Annotated in this window: 12 protein-coding genes; 11 read left to right on the plus strand and 1 reads right to left on the minus strand. The window is 56.0% G+C overall.

Annotated features, from left to right (window positions below):
- Positions 1-11 precede the first annotated feature (11 nt).
- The 3 genes from OR1_RS14990 (at position 12) to OR1_RS15000 (ending at position 4,521) form a co-directional block, all read left to right on the plus strand.
- A complete protein-coding gene (locus OR1_RS14990; protein ID WP_041972711.1) occupies positions 12-656 on the plus strand; it encodes a response regulator transcription factor in 645 nt (214 codons plus the stop codon).
- Between the two features lie 165 nt (positions 657-821).
- Entirely contained in the window at positions 822-2,795 is a 1,974-nt protein-coding gene (locus tag OR1_RS21000; protein WP_052440494.1) for a response regulator, read from the plus strand.
- A gap of 100 nt (positions 2,796-2,895) precedes the next feature.
- Positions 2,896-4,521 (plus strand): methyl-accepting chemotaxis protein, encoded by a 1,626-nt coding sequence (locus OR1_RS15000; RefSeq protein WP_041972712.1) that lies wholly within the window; start codon positions 2,896-2,898, stop codon positions 4,519-4,521.
- 87 nt (positions 4,522-4,608) lie between these two features.
- Here OR1_RS15000 and OR1_RS15005 read toward each other — a convergent pair whose 3' ends face one another.
- The gene (locus tag OR1_RS15005; protein WP_041972713.1) at positions 4,609-7,368 is read right to left on the minus strand and encodes a bifunctional nitrogenase iron-molybdenum cofactor biosynthesis protein NifEN; all 2,760 of its coding nucleotides are present in this window, start codon (positions 7,366-7,368) and stop codon (positions 4,609-4,611) included.
- Between the two features lie 357 nt (positions 7,369-7,725).
- Between OR1_RS15005 and OR1_RS15010 the strand changes: the two genes are divergently transcribed.
- From OR1_RS15010 to OR1_RS15045, 8 genes are all read left to right on the plus strand, one after another.
- Positions 7,726-7,905, plus strand: coding sequence for a hypothetical protein (locus OR1_RS15010; RefSeq protein WP_041972714.1), 180 nt, complete (start codon positions 7,726-7,728; stop codon positions 7,903-7,905).
- 151 nt (positions 7,906-8,056) lie between these two features.
- Positions 8,057-9,835, plus strand: coding sequence for an MASE3 domain-containing protein (locus tag OR1_RS21005; RefSeq protein ID WP_152609926.1), 1,779 nt, complete (start codon positions 8,057-8,059; stop codon positions 9,833-9,835).
- 65 nt (positions 9,836-9,900) lie between these two features.
- Positions 9,901-11,874, plus strand: coding sequence for a PhnD/SsuA/transferrin family substrate-binding protein (locus OR1_RS15020; RefSeq protein WP_052440496.1), 1,974 nt, complete (start codon positions 9,901-9,903; stop codon positions 11,872-11,874).
- A gap of 50 nt (positions 11,875-11,924) precedes the next feature.
- Positions 11,925-13,391, plus strand: coding sequence for a PAS domain S-box protein (locus OR1_RS15025; RefSeq protein WP_041972715.1), 1,467 nt, complete (start codon positions 11,925-11,927; stop codon positions 13,389-13,391).
- Positions 13,388-15,472 carry a TonB-dependent siderophore receptor gene (locus OR1_RS15030; RefSeq protein WP_041972716.1) on the plus strand — a complete coding sequence of 695 codons (2,085 nt, stop codon included), beginning with the start codon at positions 13,388-13,390 and terminating at the stop codon, positions 15,470-15,472. Before OR1_RS15025 ends, OR1_RS15030 begins: the two co-directional genes overlap by 4 nt.
- 31 nt (positions 15,473-15,503) lie before the next feature.
- Entirely contained in the window at positions 15,504-17,579 is a 2,076-nt protein-coding gene (locus OR1_RS15035; RefSeq protein WP_041972717.1) for a TonB-dependent siderophore receptor, read from the plus strand.
- Positions 17,580-17,595: 16 nt separating this feature from the next.
- Positions 17,596-18,480: an ABC transporter substrate-binding protein gene (locus OR1_RS15040; protein WP_041972718.1), complete on the plus strand. Its 885-nt coding sequence runs from the start codon at positions 17,596-17,598 to the stop codon at positions 18,478-18,480.
- A complete protein-coding gene (locus OR1_RS15045) occupies positions 18,477-19,763 on the plus strand; it encodes a HAMP domain-containing protein (RefSeq protein WP_041972719.1) in 1,287 nt (428 codons plus the stop codon). Before OR1_RS15040 ends, OR1_RS15045 begins: the two co-directional genes overlap by 4 nt.
- Positions 19,764-19,795 lie beyond the last annotated feature (32 nt).

The raw sequence follows: 19,795 nt of genomic DNA on the forward strand, positions 1-19,795 counted from the left end.
GGAATGGAATAATGAGCATTAAAGTGCTGCTGGTTGATGACCACAAAATCATGAGAGACGGCCTGGCTTCGCTTCTGAGCCCGGCGGAAGAGATCGATGTCGTGGCTGAAGCCGCCACCGGTGGCGAGGCTATTGAAAAGGCCCGGGAGTATTCACCAGATGTGGTCGTTATGGACCTGACACTCCCGGACATTGGGGGAACAGAGGCAACCCGGCGGATCGTGGCGGAACATGCCGGCATCAGGGTATTGGTCCTCTCCATGCTGCTGGACAAGAACTGTCTGCTGGAAAGCCTGGAAGCAGGCGCCAAGGGATACCTGATCAAAGACTGCGCCGCAGAAGAACTGGTGACCGCCATACGGAGCGTGTTCGCCGGGAAACCATACTACTGCGCCGATGCCATGGATATCCTCATCAAAGGCCTGGCCCCTCACCCCCCTGATGAACGGATCGCGCCAACACTTACGAAAAGAGAACTGGAGGTGCTCAAACTGACGGCCGAAGGGAGCAACACCAAGGAGATCGCCTTTGACCTCGGCATCAGCACCAAGATGGTTGAAATCCACCGGATGAACATCAGGAAGAAACTCGGCCTGAAGAGCATTGCCCAGCTGACCACCTATGCCGCCCGTATCGGACTGATCTCCATCGATTAGAGACCAATTACACCTTTCGTTTAATCGTATTTCCCTCTAAAGAATCCGCCTATTAGGGATTTCCCTACCCCATTACGTTCCGACAATAGAACGTTGTCCACAATGATCACACATGGCAGACTGATACCATAACCTGTTAAAATTTTGCCACAAAATTAGACAAACATGAAAAACCTGAACGCAATTATTGACGCCATGCCTATGCCGATGCTGCTGCTGAATGACCGGTTTGAAGTGATACGAACCAATGCAGCGCTCAGGTCGTATTGTGTCGGCTATGACGAAACCTTGGACATACGGTGCGGCGCGATCCTCAGATGCACCAACGCCCGCCGGGAAACGGACGGGTGCGGCAGGTCCCCGGCATGCCAGTCCTGCTGCCTCATGCGCGCACTGCGTGAGACAGCTCTGAGCAAGCATCCCCGGAGCGGAGAAACGGTTATTAGCACCATCGGGGCTGAAGGCAGGATAACCGATGCCTGGCTGATGTTCAGCGTGGCCATGATTACGATCAATGATACGGACCTTCTGTTGACATCATTCATGGACATTACTGCCAGCAAGCAGATCGAAAAAAAGCTGCTGACCCGTGAACAGGAGTTCCGCGCACTGGTGGAGAATTCGCCGGACGCCATCGCCAGGTACGACCGGCTTTGCCGTCGCACCTATGTCAATCCAGCACTGGAGCGCCTTGCCGGCAAATCTGCCGCTCTCCTAGTCGGCAAAAACCCTGCCGATGCCTTTGTTGCCGATCCCCATGTGGGGCGTCAGGTTGCCGATGCCGTTAGCGAGACATTTGCCAAAGGCGCTCAGGTCAACGTCGAGTTGGCCTGGAAGGATGAAGGCGGGAAGCCGCATTATTACCAGTCGAGCTTTGTCCCCGAATGCGACGAGACCGGGGAGATGCGGAGCGTTCTGAGCATCTCGCGCGACATTACCTCCTTGCGCACAACTGAGGCCATGCTGCTGCATTCCCAGAAGATGGAGTCCATAGGCACTCTTGCCGGAGGGCTCGCCCACGACTTCAACAACCTCCTCACCGTTATAGGCGGTTATTCCGAGCTATTGGCTTTTTCTCTCCAGGGGGACGAAGGCAAGCTTTCATATGCGTACGAGATTACTGAGACAGTGAAACGAGGAGCGGAATTGACCAGGGGGTTGCTGGCGTTCAGTGGCAAACACGAAACAAAGAAAACGCGGATCGACCTCAATCAGATCGTGTCAGACCTGCGCAAGAGCATCTCCCGTCTACTGCGTACCGACATCAACCTCTCATTCGAACTTTGCCCAGAACCGTTGCCGATCTTCGCGGACCGGGTGCAGATCGAGCAAGTGTTGATAAATCTGATGGTGAATAGCCGCGACGCCCTCTGTTCCGGTGGCGCAATCGATGTCTACACATCAGTTGTATCGCTGCACAAAGAGACGATTTCCGAAGGGGTGACCCTCCATCCCGGCTCATATGCGGTAGTAGAGGTTACGGACAACGGAGAGGGTATGGACGAAAAGACCGCTGCCAGGATCTTCGAACCATTTTTCACCACCAAAGAGATCGGCAAGGGAACCGGGCTGGGCCTCTCCATTGCCTTCGGCATCGTCGGCAGTCACAACGGCTGCATCTCCGTGGCAAGCGAACCGGGGAAAGGCTCAAGATTCAGGATCTATCTGCCGCTATATCCTGGAGAGGAAACAACGGATCACTCACCAGTACCGGAGGAGATCGGTATTTATGGCACCGAGACCGTACTGGTGGTGGATGATGACCCGACGATTCAGAGCCTGCTCCGCGAACTATTGGAAAACTTCGGCTATACCGTCCTGACCGCCTCCAACGGCGAGGAAGCGCTGGAGGTGTTCGAGTCGCACCGCGATGATATCCGGATAATGGTGACCGACCTCATCATGCCGCGTCTGAACGGTCGGGAGGCCATTGAGCTGATTCGGCGGGAAAAACCTAAACTGCCGGTAATACTCATGAGCGGCCATACATATAACTGCATCGACCATGAAGCTATAGAACAACTCAATATCGTCTTCATGCAAAAACCGGTATCTCACCGCAGGCTGTTGGAAACCATGCGCTCTAAACTGGGAAACAGCACGCCAGAGTATCGGATGGCCGAAGGATCGAAGCAATGATGAAGTAAAATGCGACGCGATCAATATCCGGTTTCCGATTCCCGGTTTCTGTGTGGCATCGGGGAACAGAACTACAATCAACAACAGGAGGTAAAAGGAGATGAAAATCGAAACAAGGCTGATCTTGGGGTTTAGCGCTTGCCTCGCCTTTCTGTTGTTTCTGGGCGGAGTCGGTATTTACGAAATCAAGGACCAGGCAGCAAAAAGCGAAAGAATGATAGAGGTGGACTCGCAAGTTGTTGAACATGCCCAGCGAATGCGGGCCAACATCAACATGATGCGGCGCTACGAGAAAGACGCCTTTTTCAATATCGCTGACCCGGCCAAAGTCGATGACTATCTGAAAAAGTGGCAAGAGGCCCGCAATCATGCCGCCAGCCGGCTGGAAACACTCCAAAAGCTGGAAGATGAGCCCCAACACCGGGAGACCCTGACCGCCATAAGAAAGAGTCTGGATGATTACGAGGCGGGGTTCGGCAAGGTAATCGCCCAGATAAAATCCGGAACAATTTCTGCCCCGCAGGATGCCAACGAGGCGATCGGCGCTTACAAGGAAGCCACCCACCTTGCCGAAAAAAACATCATTGACTTTGCCAGTGCAAACGATGAAACCATGAAAGCAAAGTTGAGGATACTCAAGACCGATGAACGGCACGCCGTCACCCTGACCGTAACCATTGTGGCCGTCTCCCTTGCGGTGGTACTGGTACTGGTGATTCTGCTGATCCGCTCCATCAAGCGGCCGCTCAACCAGATCCAGGCCATCGTTGACGATATCGCCCAGGGAGAGGGAGACCTGACCAAACGGCTGGATTATACCGGCAGGGATGAACTGGGAGCCATCTGCAACAGCTTCAACCGTTTTATCGAAAAACTGCAAGGGGTCATTGCCCTGGTAGCCGATTCCGCTTCTGAGGTGGCCTCGGCAGCCAACCTCCTCCACTCCACATCAGGACAGATTGCCACCGGCGCTGAAGAAGTAGCCACCCGAACCATTACGGTTGCAACGGCAGGCGAGGAAATGGCGGCAACCTCGGGAGACATTGCCCAAAACTGCCAATTAGCCGCCGAAGGGGCAAAACTTGCATCCCAAACAGCGCAAAACGGCGCCCAGGTAGTGGAAAAGACCGTTAACGTAATGGGGTTGATAGCGGCAAAGGTCCAGGAAACGGCCAAAACAGTTGAACAGCTGGGGGCACGAAGCGACCAGATCGGAGAAATTATCGGCACCATAGAGGAGATTGCCGATCAGACCAATCTTCTGGCACTGAACGCCGCCATTGAGGCAGCCCGGGCCGGCGAGCAGGGGCGTGGCTTTGCCGTGGTTGCCGACGAAGTCCGGGCACTGGCAGAGCGGACAACAAAAGCAACGCGCGAGATCGGCGAGATGATCAAGGCGATACAATCGGAGACCAAGGGTGCTGTAGCGGCAATGGAACAGGGAGTCTGCCAGGTCGAAACCGGCACGTCAGAAGCGTCCCGCTCCGGCGATGCCTTGCGGGAGATCCTGGAGCAGGTCAATGACGTGGCCCTTCAGGTCAACCAGATAGCCACTGCCGCCGAAGAACAGACCGCTACTACCAACGAGATTTCACAGAGCATGCTACAGATTACCGCCGCAGGAAGGGGCGCCTCCTGCGGCGCCCAGGAAGCAGCTACCGCAGCCGCTCAGCTCCACGGAAATGCCCGGACTCTGCAGGAGCTGGTGGGTCATTTCAGAGTGTAGGATCGGGACTATATAGAAGCATTGCGTCAATTATTCATAAGATCGGAAGGGACCTATAATCCCAAATAGTACCGGTAAGTTCGTGCATCAATTATGCGCCAGCTTCTGGGCCTCTTTAGCATTAGCCTGGAATATATTAGCAACCTCGAAGACCAGGTTCATGGTGCCGCGGTAGCCAACCCACATCTTCTGATGGGCGCCCAGACGGTCAAAAACCGGCAGTCCGGCCCGCAGGTGGGCGCCGATCTTGAGTTTTGCCGCAGCCTGCCGGCCGTTGGAGTTGGCCACCAGCAGGTCGGCGCCAACCGCAGCCGACTCCAGATCTTCCAGGTCGCCGACAACAACATTTGCGCACGGCAGCCCATCAAGCCCCCTGGTGCGGGTAGCGCTGATGGCAACCTGGATTTCGCATCCCATTCCGGATAGAAATCCGGTAATGGTCTTAAGATTGTCGGCTTCCAGCGCCAAGGCGACCTTCTTGTTGCCAAACTGGTAATGGCTGTCAACCATGGCATCCATCAGCCTGCTCCGCCAACGGAGCTGCTTTTCCGGAACCGGTCGCCCGCTGATCATCGAAAGGGATGCCATCAGAAGATCGACCTCTGCCAGGCCGGTAACAGAGGTGAAACCGTAGGCCGGAATGCCGAACTTTTCCTTCAGTGCCAATGCCGCCTTGGCCAACGAATCGCCGGCATAGAGCGTAGCAATGCTGCGACCGGCCATTTTTATCTCATCGACTGTGATACCGCCCGTGGAAAGCGGCGACACCTCGGCATCGATATGGCCGTCGAGCGCATTGGCTATGTCCGGGATACAGAGCGCCTTCAGGCCGAATGCTTCGATCAGCTCCTTCAGTTCCTCCACGTCCGCCGGGGTAAGATGGGCTCCGGGGAGCAGGTTGACCTGTTTCGGGACAGGTTCGCCCCCTTCAGGCAAGTCAGCGACGATAGCCTCGACTGCGCGAGCGTACCCCTCCTGCAACGAACCGCAGTAATCTGGGGTTGATGCCCAGACCACCGGGACATTGTCGTGCTCGGGATGTTCCCGGCGGAAATGGACAATGGCGCTCCGGACATCATCCCCCATGGTCTCGGTCAGTCCGGAGGTCATCACCCCCACTACTCCGGGATGAAACTTTTCAATGACCCGGCCGATCCCTTTCTTCAAGTTCTCCCAGCCGCCGAAGATGGCGGTATCTTCACTCATTGCCGTTGAGTTGAGGGCAATGGATTCCTTAAAGTGTCGCGACAACTGTAACCGGATAAATGTCGAACATCCCTGGGCTCCGTGAAGTAACCCCAGCATCTGATCGATGCCTAGAAAGGCAAGGGTCGCGCCAAGCGCCGGAGAGTTTTTTTGCGGGTTCACGGTGGCGAATTTGGTTGAAACCTTGACCCGAGAGACGGAAATGTCTTCACCAAGAAAGGTTTCGGCATGCCGAACTGCGGTCTGCAACAGCTCCTGTAGCCGCTCTTCACCCTGTTCCCATGGCGCCGGGGTATTGAGCACCGGCCAGATCGGGTTGTTGACGGTCAGATCCAGCTGCCTGGCAAAGGTGACCATCCCTTCATAGCCGGCATAGGGGTGGGAACGGCCGTGGTTGATATCCAGAAACGGTGTCTTGGTCTTCAGGGCCAGGAATTTGGTCTTGCCGCCGGCCACGATCAGGTCCGGCATCTTCTCCCGCATGACGCCCAGCAATCCGGCGGTGGAGGTATCCTCGATGATCCTGGCGTCCTGGTGCATCAACCCCTTCATCCGGTAAAAATCTTCCAGAGTCGAATTCTGGGTGCCGGCTGCCAGGATTTCTACCCCCAACTCCCGCAGCGCGTTCACCATTGACCAGGTCTTGACCCCACCGGTAAAGAGGACCGACCTCTTCCCCTCAAGCCTGGCCCGATACGGGGCGAGCCGTTCGCGGCATTTCGCCTCTTCCTCTTCCAGCAGCCGTTCCACCCGGTCCTGCAGCACCCGTTTCTCCAGCCCGCCGACCGCATCATCCAGTTCCCGGGCTATGTCGCGCAGCGCCTTGGCAGTATCGGTCATGCCATAGAACGACTCCTCAATGTACGGCATACCATAGGTTTTCTGCATCTTCTTCGCCAGGTTGGTGAGTGACTTGGAACAGATGATGATGTTCAGCTTGGCCCGGTGGGCGTAACGCAACTCCTCGAACCTGGCATCGCCGGAAAAGCAGGATAGCACCTGGATTCCCAGCCGGTCAAAGAGCGGGAGCATCCCCCAGAGGTCTCCGGCAATGTTGTACTCTCCGATCAGGTTGATCGGGTACTCACCCAGTACCGGCGGCTCGGCCGTGCCGATGACGTACTTGAACAGGATCTCGCCTGCCAGCCGGTTGCCGATGTTCTTGTCGCCGATAAAGCCCGGGGTATTCACGGGGATTACCGGCATCGGCACTTTTTCCGCAGCAGCCTTGCAGACCGCTTCCACATCATCGCCGGTCATGGCGGTCACGCAGGTGGCATAGACAAAGAACGCCTTTGCCTCCGGATAACGGCCGGCCAGGTCGAGGATCGCCTTGTACAGTTTCTTCTCCCCACCGAAGATCACATCGTTTTCCAGCAACTCGGTGGTGAAGCCGCGTCGATAGAGCTGGGAATCCGAGGAGCGCGCGCCCCGGTTATCCCAGGAGTTGCCGGCACAGGCGATCGGGCCGTGAACGAGGTGAATAACGTCGGTGACCGGCATCAGCACAACCCTGGCGCCGTCATAGGCGCAGGAGCGCTCAGCCCCCTCCCCTGGTTCGGATTTTTTACAGAACTTGGGCGCACCCTTTTCCTGGTGGGTGTCACACTCCGGGGCATCGTAATAGTCTGGTCTGGCCATAAGTTTCCTCGTCTTTAATAAAAAAACCGCCCCATTACGAGAATGGTGGCGCCTTTGCCGATCGTCTCAACCCTGCATCACAATGATTTCGATATCAATAAGCATTCCACATGCCAAACAGACAACCAACCTGTTTCCAGGCTGTTACATCTGCCAGCCTCCGGCAACCAGCGGCATCACTCCGGGCAATGTACATTTATTAGGCAATAATACATGCACGTTCATCAACAATCATCAGCCCGTGACCGTTGCGGGCAATTCTGAGTTATTTTTCATTTTACCTGTTGAAATACCGTCACTATCCGATAAAATTATCGGACTAAATTGCCGGAATAATATGCAAAGGAGATGAACGCCATGAAACTCGATGAAATCAAGGAAATCGCCAAGGTTCATAGCATCAAAACAGCTAAGGCAAAAAAATCGGAGCTGGTAAGGGCGATCCAGAACGCTGAAGGCAACGAGCCCTGCTTTGATAACGGCAAAGCGGCACAATGCGGACAGGAGAGCTGCCTGTGGCGTAAAGACTGCGCCTGAATACGGTCGAATGGCCAGAAAATGCAATAGTAAGCCAAGAGATCGTCCTGCGACGCAAACTATAAGTTAAGGACTGTTCTCAGCAAAAGAACGGGTTGAAGGAGTCGCTACGAAACCTGGAGAACAAATCCAGCTTGAGTTGAAAGGCACATTGCCCGAAAACAGCCGGATCGACATAATCGCCTGTATAGGCGCCATTACGGCCATTGTACTGGGTCTATACCTTACGAGCATCTACAGTTACCTTCTGTTCCACACACTCATCGAAATCATCACAATTGCCATCGGTTTCACCCTCTTCATCCTGACCTGGAACGCGCGTCCCGTTCTGGCAAACGACTGTCTCAAGATTCTCGGCATCGGCTACGCATTTATCGCCATGATCGACATGCTTCATACCCTTTCCTACAAAGGGATGAACATCTTTCCGGCCTTTGGTGCGAACTTGCCGACCCAGCTCTGGATAGCTGCACGTTTCCTGCAAGCAGCCACCCTTTGCCTGGCCCCCTTGTTTGTCCGCCGCAAAATCAACGAGTATTTTTTAATGGCCGGATATTTTCTTGTCGTCTCAACAGTTGTGGCAATGATTTACTCCGGTAATTTCCCGGACTGTTACATCGAGGGTCAAGGTCTCACCACTTTCAAGATCGCCAGTGAATACGTCATCACCGTTATCCTGCTCTCGTCGTTGCCGCTCTTCCACAATATGCGGACCGGATTCAGCAGGGGCGTTTACGCCCTCATCGTTTCATCGATTATCTGCACGACCCTGTCGGAGCTGGCATTCACCGCATACCTGAGCGTATATGGCTTTGCCAACATGTTCGGTCATCTTCTCAAGCTGGCAGCCTTTTACCAGATCTACCGGGCACTGTTGGTGACCGGACTCAAGCGGCCGTTTGAGCTTACTTTCCGTGAACTCAAACAAACGGAAGAAGCGCTCCAGAAGGCACATGACCATCTCGAAGAGCAGGTCAGGGAACGCACTGCCGAACTGGAAAACGAAAAACTGCTGCTCAAATCATTAGTCCAGACCATACCCGACCCGGTTTGGCTCAAAAACACGCAAGGGGTGTTTCTGATCGCTAACTCCTCCTTTGCCCGGTTGTTCAATGTTTCCGAATACGAGCTTATCGGCAAGAGCGATTTCGATTACCTGGAGCCGGCACAGGCGGAATTCTTTCAGCATAAGGACAGAGACGCCATTGCCGCCGGACATACCCAGACCTATGAGGAATGGGTGACATTCGTCGGGGACAACCACCGCGAACTGTGGGAAACAAGCAAGACCCCCCTGCACAATGCCGCTGAACGCGTCATCGGCGTGCTCGGGGTTGCGCGCAACATTACCGGCCGCAAGCAACTGGAGGAATCCCTTGCCGAGCGCGAGCGGGAATTCCGGTCGCTGGCGGAAAACTCGCCCGACAATATTGCCCGCTACGACCTGCAGTGCCGTCTGAAATATTTCAACCCGTCACTGAAAAAGAGTGTGCATCTCGATTTTGACCACAAGTTAGGGAAAACGCCACGGGAGGCTGACGAATATGACCGCAAGGAAACCGGAATATACGAGGATATGCTCCGTAAGGTCATGGAAAGCGGCGAACCCGGGGAGATCGAAATTAGTATGCCGCATCTGTCGGGCGAACCGCATACCCATCATATCCGTTTCGTTGCCGAACGGGATCAGCCCGGCAACATTGTCGGGGCTCTGACCATCGGCAGGGATATCACTGAACGCAAACGGATGGAAGAATCCATACTCAAATTGAACGAAGAGCTTGAAGAACGGGTACTGCAGAGGACTGCCGAACTTGAGGCAAAAAACGCCGAACTGGCACGGCTGAACAAGATCTTCGTCGGCCGGGAGTTGCGGATGATCGAGCTGAAAGAGCGGATCAGGAATCTGGAAGCAAAGACGACGGAATAACGGATTCCCGCCCTCCCTGTTTCAGGAGACCGGGAATGGAGTAGGACATCGACGAGAGGTAGCACATGAAGCGCCTCATTGCCGTCATAACTCTGCTGCTGGCCGCCTTTGCGGCATTCGCAGCGCAAGGTCCTCCCCCGCTGAAACTGGGCATACTCGCCTATCGCCCCAAGCCGCAAACCATGACGCTATGGCAACCGGTGGCAACCTATCTGCAGTCAACTCTTAAACGCCCCGTGGAACTCGCTGCATACGATCATAGCGAACTGAGCGCCGCAGTGCGCCGGCGCATGGTGGACGTGGTGGTCACCACGCCGAACCATTTCATTCTCCTCCAACACACTGCAGGCCTTTCGGCGCCTTTGGCGACGATGATCACCCACGAAGGGACGCACGAACTGAGCGGTTACGGCGGCGTCATCTTTGCCAGAGCCGATCGCAGCGACATCTCGTCGCTCGCGGATCTTTCCGGTAAACGCATTGCCGCCGTAGCCACGGATGCATTCGGCGGTTATCTGATACAGATGTTTGAGTTATTGGAAGCGGGGATGCCGCTGCCAGCAAGCGATCGTCTTTTACTCACCGGTCAGCCACAAGACCGTGTCGTCGAAGCGGTCCTTGCCGGTCGCGCCGAGGCCGGTTTCGTCCGCGCCGGATTGATTGAATCCCTTAGCCTGGAAGGGAAGCTCGATCCGAACCGGGTTAAGATCATCAACCGGCAGAAACTCCCGGCCTTCCCTTTTATACTCTCCACCCGCCTCTACCCTGAATGGCCGGTAGCAGTGATGCCGCAGATCGACGAGGAACTCGCCGGACGTCTGGCAGCCGCCCTATTCCTGATGCCGCGTGGCAGTTTCCCGGGTCCGGCTGCCGACATCCACGGATTTGGAATCCCCGCCAACTACGACGGCGTCGAGAACCTGCTGCGCCGGCTGCGCCTCCCACCATTTGACAGCGCCCCGGAAATCACCATGGCAGACCTCTGGCGCCGATATGCCTCATGGATCGTCGTGCTGACCGGATTGCTGCTGTTGCTGACGGTAACAAGCGCCGGCCTTGTCGTCATATACCGGCGCTCCCGGCAATCGCTGCGCGACGTGGAACGATTGGCGGAAAAAGAGAAGCTGCTGCTGGCAAGCCTGGCCGAAGGTGTGTACGGCGTGGATATGCAGGGAAACTGCATGTTCATCAACCCCGGCGCCTTGACCATGCTGGGGTTTACCGAGGGCGAAGTAATCGGACACAATGCGCACCATCTGTTCCATGTCCGGGAAGAGGAGAACTTCCCCTCCTCCTACGAAAACTGTCCGGTTTCCCTCACCCTGCAAGATAGCTTGAAGCGGAACAGTGAAGATACGTTCATCCGCAAGGACGGTATCGTGCTCCAGGTTGCACTTGCCGTTTCCGCCATGCGGCACGAAAACGCCGTTGTCGGCGCTGTGGTGGTATTTCAGGACATCACCGAGCGCAGGCGTACCGAAGAGGCTTTGAAAAACAGCGAAGCCCGATTCCGGCGCCTGGCCGAGAATGCCAGGGATGTCATCTATAGAATGTCGCTGCCAGACGGTGCCTACGAGTATATGAGCCCTGCCGCAACAGAGATTTTCGGCTACGCTCCTGAAGAATTTTACGCATCGCCGAGCCTGGTCCGGAAGGTAATTCATCCGGATTGGCAGTCATATTTTGAAGAAGAGTTGACGAAACTTCTACGCGGGGAGATGCCTCCCACTTACGAGTACCAGATCATCCATAAGTCCGGGGATGTGCGCTGGGTGAACCAGCGAAACATCCTGATCCGCGACGAGGACGGACGCCCGGTTGCCATTGAAGGGATTGTCACCGACGTAAACGAGCGGAAGAAGTCCGAGGAAGAGCTCCGCGGCCTCAATGTGGACCTCGAAAAGAGAGTGAAGGAGCGAACCGTGGAACTGGAGGCGAAAAACACCGAACTGGCACGACTGAACAAGATCTTCGTCGGCCGGGAACTGCGGATGGTGGAGCTGAAGGAGCGGATCAGGAAGCTGGAGGATGGGAGGTAAGATTTAATGCCGGGAAGATGTGCTTCAGATAGAAACGAGGGAATGGGGCCATGAGCGATCAACCCAGAATCGACGCCCTGAAGCGGGCGGAACAGGAATTGACACGGGAGCGCGAATTCAACCGCTGTCTGCTCGAAAGCATGGCAGACGGCGTGGTAGCCTGCGATGCCAACGGGATACTGACGCTGTTCAACTGTTCGGCACGCGAGTGGCACGGTCTCGACCCGCTGAGACTACCCCCCGAAGAATGGGCGCAGCACTACGACCTGTTCCGGCCGGACGGGATCACCCCGCTCCAGACGGACGAGATCCCCCTTGCCCGCGCCTTCAGGGGAGAGAGTGTCAGAGATGCGGGAATGGCGATCAAGGCGAAAGGCCAGCCGATTCGATTCATCATCGCAAACGGCAGTGTGATAAAGGATGAGACCGGGCAAAAGCTAGGAGCGGTCGTTATCATGCGCGACGTGACGGAGTTCTGGCGAATGGATCAGGAACTCCGAACGGCGAACGAAGAGCTCGAAAAGCGGGTAGAGGAGCGAACCGACGAACTTCTAAAGGTCAACCAACAGTTACAGCTCGAACTGGACGATAGGGCCATGATGGAGAAAACCCTTCTGCTGACCCAGTCCTCAGTTGATCACGCTGCCGATAGCATTATGTGGATAAAACCGGATGGGAGGTATTGCTACATAAACGAAGCGGCTACCCGTCTCCTCGGTTACAGCATTGAGGAATTTCTGGCAATGAAGACCTCCGACGTCAACCCCGCTCACCCCATTGAGATGTGGCCGTTGCACTGGGAGGAGCTCAAGCGCCTGAAGACGCTCTTCTTTGAGGCCGAACTCCTCAGGAAGGACGGGTCGCAGGTCCCGGTCGAGATTCATGCGAACCATGTCGTGTTTGGAGACCAGGAATACAACTGCGCCTCGGTGCGTGACATCAGCGAGCGCAAGCAGGCAGAGGAGTCCTTGCTAAAGAAGGCCAGGGATCTTAATGAAGCCCAGCGCATCGCCCATCTGGGGAGTTGGGAATTGAATCTCCTAACAAATCAGCTCACCTGGTCGGATGAAATCTTTCGCATATTCGAGATCGATCCACGCGCGTTCGGCGCATCGTATGAGGCTTTTCTGCAGACAGTTCATCCCGATGACCGGGATGCGGTCAACGCCGCATATTCCGATTCGGTCAGAACCCGGATACCGTACTCCATTGGCCATCGGCTGCTATTGCCGGGGGGCCGGATAAAATATGTCCATGAGCAATGTGAAACTTTCTATGAAAATGACGAACCGCTCCGTTCGGTAGGTACCGTTCAGGACGTTACCGAGCAAAAGCTGGTGGAGAATGCGCTGCGTAAACTCTCCGAAGAGCTGGAACAGCGGGTGCAGGAACGGACCGCCGAACTGGAGGAGAAGTACGCAGAGCTGGAACGGCTGAACAAGATCTTTGTCGGCCGGGAACTCAAGATGGTTGAACTGAAGGAGCGGATTCGAAAATTGGAGGAAGCCAGCCCATGAAAAACCGATCGCTTTTCGCAGTGCCGTTGCTGTCGTTGATCTGCCTTGCACTATTCGTTACCCCTGTCAAGGCCGCTGAAAACGCACCTACAGGTTCCGCGGAAAGCGTGTCCGCCGACGAACAGGCCGAACTGCAACTCCTGTACGAAGAAAGCGACCTGGTCACCGCCACCAAGAGGTCAACGCCGCTCCGCAAGGCGCCGGCCATCGCCACCGTCATCACCGCCGACGAGATCAGGAACATGGGGGCGCGCAACCTGCTGGACGTTTTGAAAATGGTGCCGGGGATCGGAATCAGTACCACCGAATACGCGGCGAACATGATCGAGGTGCGCGGTATCAGGACTGCCTTTAACGAGAAGATTCTGTTGATGATTGACGGTCATCCCTTGAACAAGACTTCTTCCGGCAGTGGTCTGTATATGTTGGCGGACATGCTACCGGTGGAGAACATCAGGCAGGTGGAAGTGGTGCGCGGCCCCGGCTCGGCCCTTTATGGCAGTAATGCCTTCATGGCTACCATCAATATCATCACCCGAGACAGCGACGACATCGATGGGTTAGAGACAAAGATCGGCGGTGGCAGCTTTGACACCTTCAAGGGAAATCTGGTCGGTGCTGTTGAGTACGGAGACAATCTCAAAGTTTCCGGGAGTGCCGATTATTTTCGGACCAACGGGCCCAAGCTCCGCGTGGAATCCGATGTTTTGAGAAGTACGGCGTTTTCCAATGCGCCCGGAACGGTTCATCTCGATGCTGAACAGACCGAGGGTTTCCTGAAGCTACTGTATGGAGATTTCACGTTCCGGGGGCACTATCTTTGTGTGAAAAAAGGGTTTTTTATCGGTATGGGCTATGCCCTCACCAACGATACCCAAAACTATTACGACACTGACAACTACTGGGGCGAACTGGCGTACAGCCGGAGGATAACGACAAGCCTGTCCGCTACACTAAAGGTATCCTACGACCACTATCAGCAGCAACCGTATGTAAAATCGCTTCCCGATGGTTACAACAACAGCTTCCCCGCGGGAAAAATCGGACGCCCCCTCGTGCAGGATCAGTCGATCAACGCCGAATTGCAGCTTGATTGGGATCCTTTTCCGGGGAATCACATTATCGCCGGTGTTGTCTCTGAAAGTATGAAACAGTACGACGTTCACCGGATTGCCAACTTCAATCCCCTGACCGGAGCCTATCTTGGCTCGCTCCAGAAGGTGGCCAACTGGAACAAGAATGCGGAGCGGCAAACCACGTCGTTTTATCTCCAGGACGAATGGCATTTGCTGAATCAGGTCGCCCTGACTGCCGGGGTACGCTACGACCACTACAGCGATTTTGGCGGCACGGTCAACCCGCGAGCCGGTCTGGTCTGGAACGCCCTGGATAATGTCGATTTGAAACTGCTGTATGGTCAGGCGTTCCGTGCCCCAAGTTTTGTTGAAATGTACAATATCAATACCGTCTCCAACACCGGCAACCCTAACCTGAAAGCGGAGCGGATCGCCACCTGGGAGGGGAGCGTGGCCGTCCGTTTCTCCCGTGCCCTCAACCTCGACTTCAACTACTTCTACAGCGCCATTGACGATCTGATCGTTCGTGACGGCAGCGTGACCCCCACCAGCTTCAACAATGCCGGCAAGGCCGTGACACAGGGGATAGAAATGGGGCTGAACGGGGCTTTCGAACTGTTGCAATGGAAAACCACCTATGCCTGGCAGGATCCCCGTGACGATGTGACCGGCAAACGGCTTGCCGATGTGCCGTCACAGCGGGCCACCGCCAGCCTCAACTATGCACTGACGCAGTATCTGAACCTGCATACCGGCCTCATCTGGACAGGCCCGCGGCCGCGCGACACCGGCGACACCAGGAAGGAGATGCCGGATTACACCACCGTGGATATGGCGCTGACGGCCCATGACTTCCTCAAGGGGCTGGAGATCCAGGTGGCACTGTTCAACCTGTTCGACAAGCGCTACTCCGATCCGGATACATCCGGCGCCGCCCAGAAGATTCCGGGCGATTTCCCCCGCGAAGGGATCTCGGTGCTGGCGAATCTGCTGTACAAGTTCTGAAGATGAGGCGGGAGCTGAAGGGAGTAAAGCTATGAGAGTCCAAACGTCAATCGCGGTGTCATTGCTGTTGTACCTGATGTCAATTGGCGCACATGCCAGGGCGGTTGAGAGCGCTGTACCTCAGGACCAAGTGGCGGCACCCGCCGACGAACAGGCCGAACTGCAACTCCTGTACGAAGAAAGCGACCTGGTCACCGCCACCAGGCGGGTTACCCCGCTGCACAAAGCCCCGGCCATCGCCACGGTCATCACCGCCGACGAGATCAGGAACATGGGGGCGCGCAACCTGCGGGACGTGCTGAAGATGGTGCCTGGAATCGGGATATCGACCAACGCGTGGGGGGTCAACATGGTCGAGGTGCGCGGCATCAGGACGAGCATGAACGACAAGATCCTCGTCATGATCGACGGCCATTCCCTGAACAGGAACATTAACGGCAGCGCCTTGTATCAGGTGGCGGATGCGCTCCCGGTGGAGAACATCAGACAGATGGAGGTGGTGCGCGGCCCCGGTTCGGCCCTCTACGGCAGCAGCGCCTTCGTGGCCACCATCAACGTCATTACCCACGATGCCGACGAGATCGACGGCGTGGAGGCAAAGATCGACGGCGGCAGCTTCGACACCTTCAAGGGGAATCTGGTCGGCGCCGTATCCTCAGGCGACAAGCTGGCCGCCTCGGGAAGCTTCGACTATTTCCGGACTAACGGCCCGAAACTGCACGTGGAATCCGACGCCCTGAGAAGCACACCCTTTTCCATGGCGCCCGGCACGGCGCATCTCGATGCCGAACAGACCGATGCCTTTCTGAAGGTGATCTATGGCGACCTCTCCTTCCGGGGGCACTACCTCACCTCGCGTAAAGGGTACTACATCGGCATGGGCAATGCCCTCACGGACGACTCGTACAGCGATAAGGAGAACTACTGGGGGGAACTGGCCTACGACCTGCGCCTCTCCGGCACCCTGGCTGCCCATATAAAGCTCTCCTACGACCACTATGGCCAGGACTCGCACGTCAAGATTTTCCCGAACGGTTTCGGCGGAGGCTTTCCCCAGGGGATGATCGGCAATCCCCAGGTGAAAGACAGGACGTTCGGCACGGAGATTCAGGTCGATTGGGCCCCCTTCAAGGGGAACCGGCTGATCGTCGGCCTAGCCTATGAAGGCATGCAGCAGTACTACGTCAAGCAGATGGCCAACTTCAATCCGCTGACCTACGCTGATATCGGGGCGTTCCAGGAGGTTGCAGACTGGAACAGGGAGACAAGCCGACAGATCTGGGCGACCTATCTGCAGGACGAGTGGCAACTGCTGGAGAGGCTCAACTTGACGGCGGGGGTACGCTACGATCACTACAGCGACTTCGGCGGCACGATCAATCCGCGCGCCGCCCTGGTCTGGAACCTGCTGGACGAAGTGGATCTGAAACTCCTCTACGGCCGGGCCTTCCGGGCCCCCAGCTTCCAAGAGTTGTATGACATCAACAACCCGGCAGTGCTCGGCAATCCGGCGCTCAAACCGGAGCGGATCGAGACTTGGGAGGCCGGCGCCACCTACCGCCTTTCCCGGGCGCTGAACATTGACCTGAACTACTTCTATAGTGCCATCGACAACCTGATCAATAAGGACAGCTCCGTCACACCTGCAGTGGAGCGCAATATCGGCAAATCCGTGACCCAGGGAGTGGAGCTCGGCTTGAACGGCAGCGCCTTTACCACCCTGCAATGGCGGGCGACCTATGCCTGGCAGGCCCCCCGCGATGATCTCACCGGACAGCGCCTCCCCTACGTACCTGCCCATCGCGCCACCGGCAGCCTGAATTACGCCCTGACCCGCAATGTGACTCTGCACACGGATCTGCACTGGACCGGTCCGAGGCCGCGCGACACGGGCGACACCAGGGCGGAGTCGCCGAGTTATACCACCGTGGACCTGGCCGCTACGGCCCATGATTTTTACAAGGGGCTGGAGATTCAGGTGGCGGTACACAACCTGTTTGACAAGCGCTACTCCGATCCGGACACCTCCGGGGCCGCCCAGAAGATTCCGGGCGATTATCCCCGTGAAGGGATCTCGGTGCTGGCGAACCTGCTGTACAAGTTTTAAGTAGTTAGAGGTTTTGATGCAAAAATTATCTGCCCACATACTGACCGTGCTCCTGATCCTGTTGACTCTGGCCATGCCTGCGTCACAGGCCACGGCGGCAGAGGTCTTGATTATCGGAGATACCCGGCTGAAGCTGGTCGCCGAAATCATCTCCGGCATCAGGAAAACCCTGAAAAGCTCCATAACGGTCTATTCCAGCGACGATGTCAAAGGGACACTCCGTTCGGTGGTTGCCAAGGAGCAGCCACGCATCGTAATCCCGCTTGGCAGGGGCGCGCTTGCCGAAGCCCAGAACCTGCCGGCACACATCACCGTTATTTACGGCTTTGTCCTCACCCCTTCTGCGCTCAAAAGACCGAACACAACCGGTATTTACATGGCCACTCCTGCCCGAGAGTATGCCGATCTGCTCAACAGACATCTCCATTCCATAAAATACGTAGCCGTTGTCGGCAGCGGGGAGCAGTTACGTCTTCTGAACGGCGGCAGCAAGTCGCGTCTTGATTCCTACAGCGTGGAAAGCAGTATCGAACTGGTTGATACCCTGAAAACGCTCAGTAATACCGATGCTATTTTGCTCCTGCCAAACGCGCAACTGCTGACCCCCGCGACCATGGAAGAGGTCTACCTGCTTTCATTCAGAAAAAGAATCCCGCTGCTGGGGATTTCGGAAAGGCAGGTACGCGATGGCGCCCTGCTCGCTCTGGTAGCTGATTTGACCGACATGGGGAGGGAAATCGGTGAATATGCATCGCTGGTAATAAGGGGGGCGCACGCCGATCAACTCCCCCCCGCGCCTGCCAGACGGTTCGATGTATACCTGAACACGGAAACCGCTAAAAAAATGGGCATTCAGGTGCCGGATGGGCTTATGCGAGCCGCCAAGGGGATCGTCCCATGAAAATAACCGTCAAAATAGAAGCGCTTCTTTTTACCATTGCCGTCATTGTCAGTATCTCGCTCATCTATACCTACGAGTCGATCAGAACCGAGAAAGGGATCATACGGAGCGAGATCGTCAAACGTGCAGAAGCCATAACTTCAATGGCGACCAAGAATGGTGAATTGCCCCTTCTTTCGGGCAGCCCGCGGCTTTTGAAGGATATCACTTCATTCCTGAAAGCCAGGGGCGATGTGGCAGCCGTTACGTTCTATGACAGCAGCATGAAGGAGCTGATTCATGAAGGCCCACGGATCTCCGGAACAGTGCCGCAGTTGACGCCGAAGGTGCCGGTTGTCATCTCGGAACGGGAAGATTCCTTTGTTTTCTATGCCCCGATTTTTGCGGAGAGAGTGCCGGAAGATACGGATATCCTCCATGAAACCGACAGCGATAAGACGTTCAGAGAGCATATCGGCTGGGTCAGACTGGTATTTTCAAAAGCCTCAATGTGGGCCGCCGAACAGAAGATTGTCGAGCGGAGTGTGCTGCTGCTGCTTCTCTTTGCCGGAGGGAGCAGCGCCATAGTGTACATTCTGATAACTCTGGCACTCCGGCCGCTCACCAGGATCGTACAGATTGCCAACGGCATAGCCGACGGGGAGTTCAGCCAGGACCTGGAAAAACATCGGCACGATGAGATCGGTACACTGGCCAACGCATTTCAGCGGATGAAAATGATTATCCAGCAGGTGCTGCGCGAGACTGACGCTCTTGTTGTGGCGGTCAAGCAAGGGCGACTGGATTGCCGAGGCAACGCCGAGTCGTTCCGTGGCGAGTGGCGCAACCTGATGAACGGAGTAAACCTTCTCACTGAAGCCTTTGCCAATGGTGCCGCTGAGCTGCGGGAAGCAAAGAATTCCCTGGAAAAACGAGTTGAGGAACGAACCGCCGAACTGGCCGAGATCAACAGCGCATTGCAGGCCGAGGTCAACGAGCGCAAACGAGCCGAGGAGACGCTGCATCTCCAGACGACAGAGCTGGAAGAAGAGGTCGCCGAACGGCAGAGGGCGCAGGAAAGCTTGCAGGAGAAGGCTCTTTTGCTGGAAGAAGAGATTGAAAAACGGCAAAAGGCGAAGGAAGAACTGGAGCGATTGAACGAGAGCCTTGAACAGCGGGTAAAGGAGCGCACGGCTGAGCTGGAGGAGAAAAACGCCGAGCTGTACAAGATGAACCGGATTTTCGTCGGCAGGGAGCTGAGAATGGTCGAACTGAAGGCGCGGATCAGGGAGCTGGAGAACTAAATCAAAGGATAACATGCAGCAGATGCTGAGCT

The sequence above is a fragment of the Geobacter sp. OR-1 genome (assembly GCF_000813145.1).
Classification (GTDB): domain Bacteria; phylum Desulfobacterota; class Desulfuromonadia; order Geobacterales; family DSM-12255; genus Geoanaerobacter.

Excerpts from the sequence above, each read along its gene's own strand:
- OR1_RS15035 (WP_041972717.1), top strand. The coding sequence starts at position 15,504 with ATGAGAGTCCAAACGTCAATCGCGGTGTCATTGCTGTTGTACCTGATG.
- OR1_RS14990 (WP_041972711.1), top strand. The coding sequence starts at position 12 with ATGAGCATTAAAGTGCTGCTGGTTGATGACCACAAAATCATGAGAGAC.
- OR1_RS15000 (WP_041972712.1), top strand. The coding sequence starts at position 2,896 with ATGAAAATCGAAACAAGGCTGATCTTGGGGTTTAGCGCTTGCCTCGCC.
- OR1_RS15025 (WP_041972715.1), top strand. The coding sequence starts at position 11,925 with ATGAGCGATCAACCCAGAATCGACGCCCTGAAGCGGGCGGAACAGGAA.
- OR1_RS15030 (WP_041972716.1), top strand. The coding sequence starts at position 13,388 with ATGAAAAACCGATCGCTTTTCGCAGTGCCGTTGCTGTCGTTGATCTGC.
- OR1_RS15020 (WP_052440496.1), top strand. The coding sequence starts at position 9,901 with ATGAAGCGCCTCATTGCCGTCATAACTCTGCTGCTGGCCGCCTTTGCG.
- OR1_RS15045 (WP_041972719.1), top strand. The coding sequence starts at position 18,477 with ATGAAAATAACCGTCAAAATAGAAGCGCTTCTTTTTACCATTGCCGTC.
- OR1_RS21000 (WP_052440494.1), top strand. The coding sequence starts at position 822 with ATGAAAAACCTGAACGCAATTATTGACGCCATGCCTATGCCGATGCTG.
- OR1_RS15005 (WP_041972713.1), bottom strand. The coding sequence starts at position 7,368 with ATGGCCAGACCAGACTATTACGATGCCCCGGAGTGTGACACCCACCAG.
- OR1_RS15040 (WP_041972718.1), top strand. The coding sequence starts at position 17,596 with ATGCAAAAATTATCTGCCCACATACTGACCGTGCTCCTGATCCTGTTG.
- OR1_RS15010 (WP_041972714.1), top strand. The coding sequence starts at position 7,726 with ATGAAACTCGATGAAATCAAGGAAATCGCCAAGGTTCATAGCATCAAA.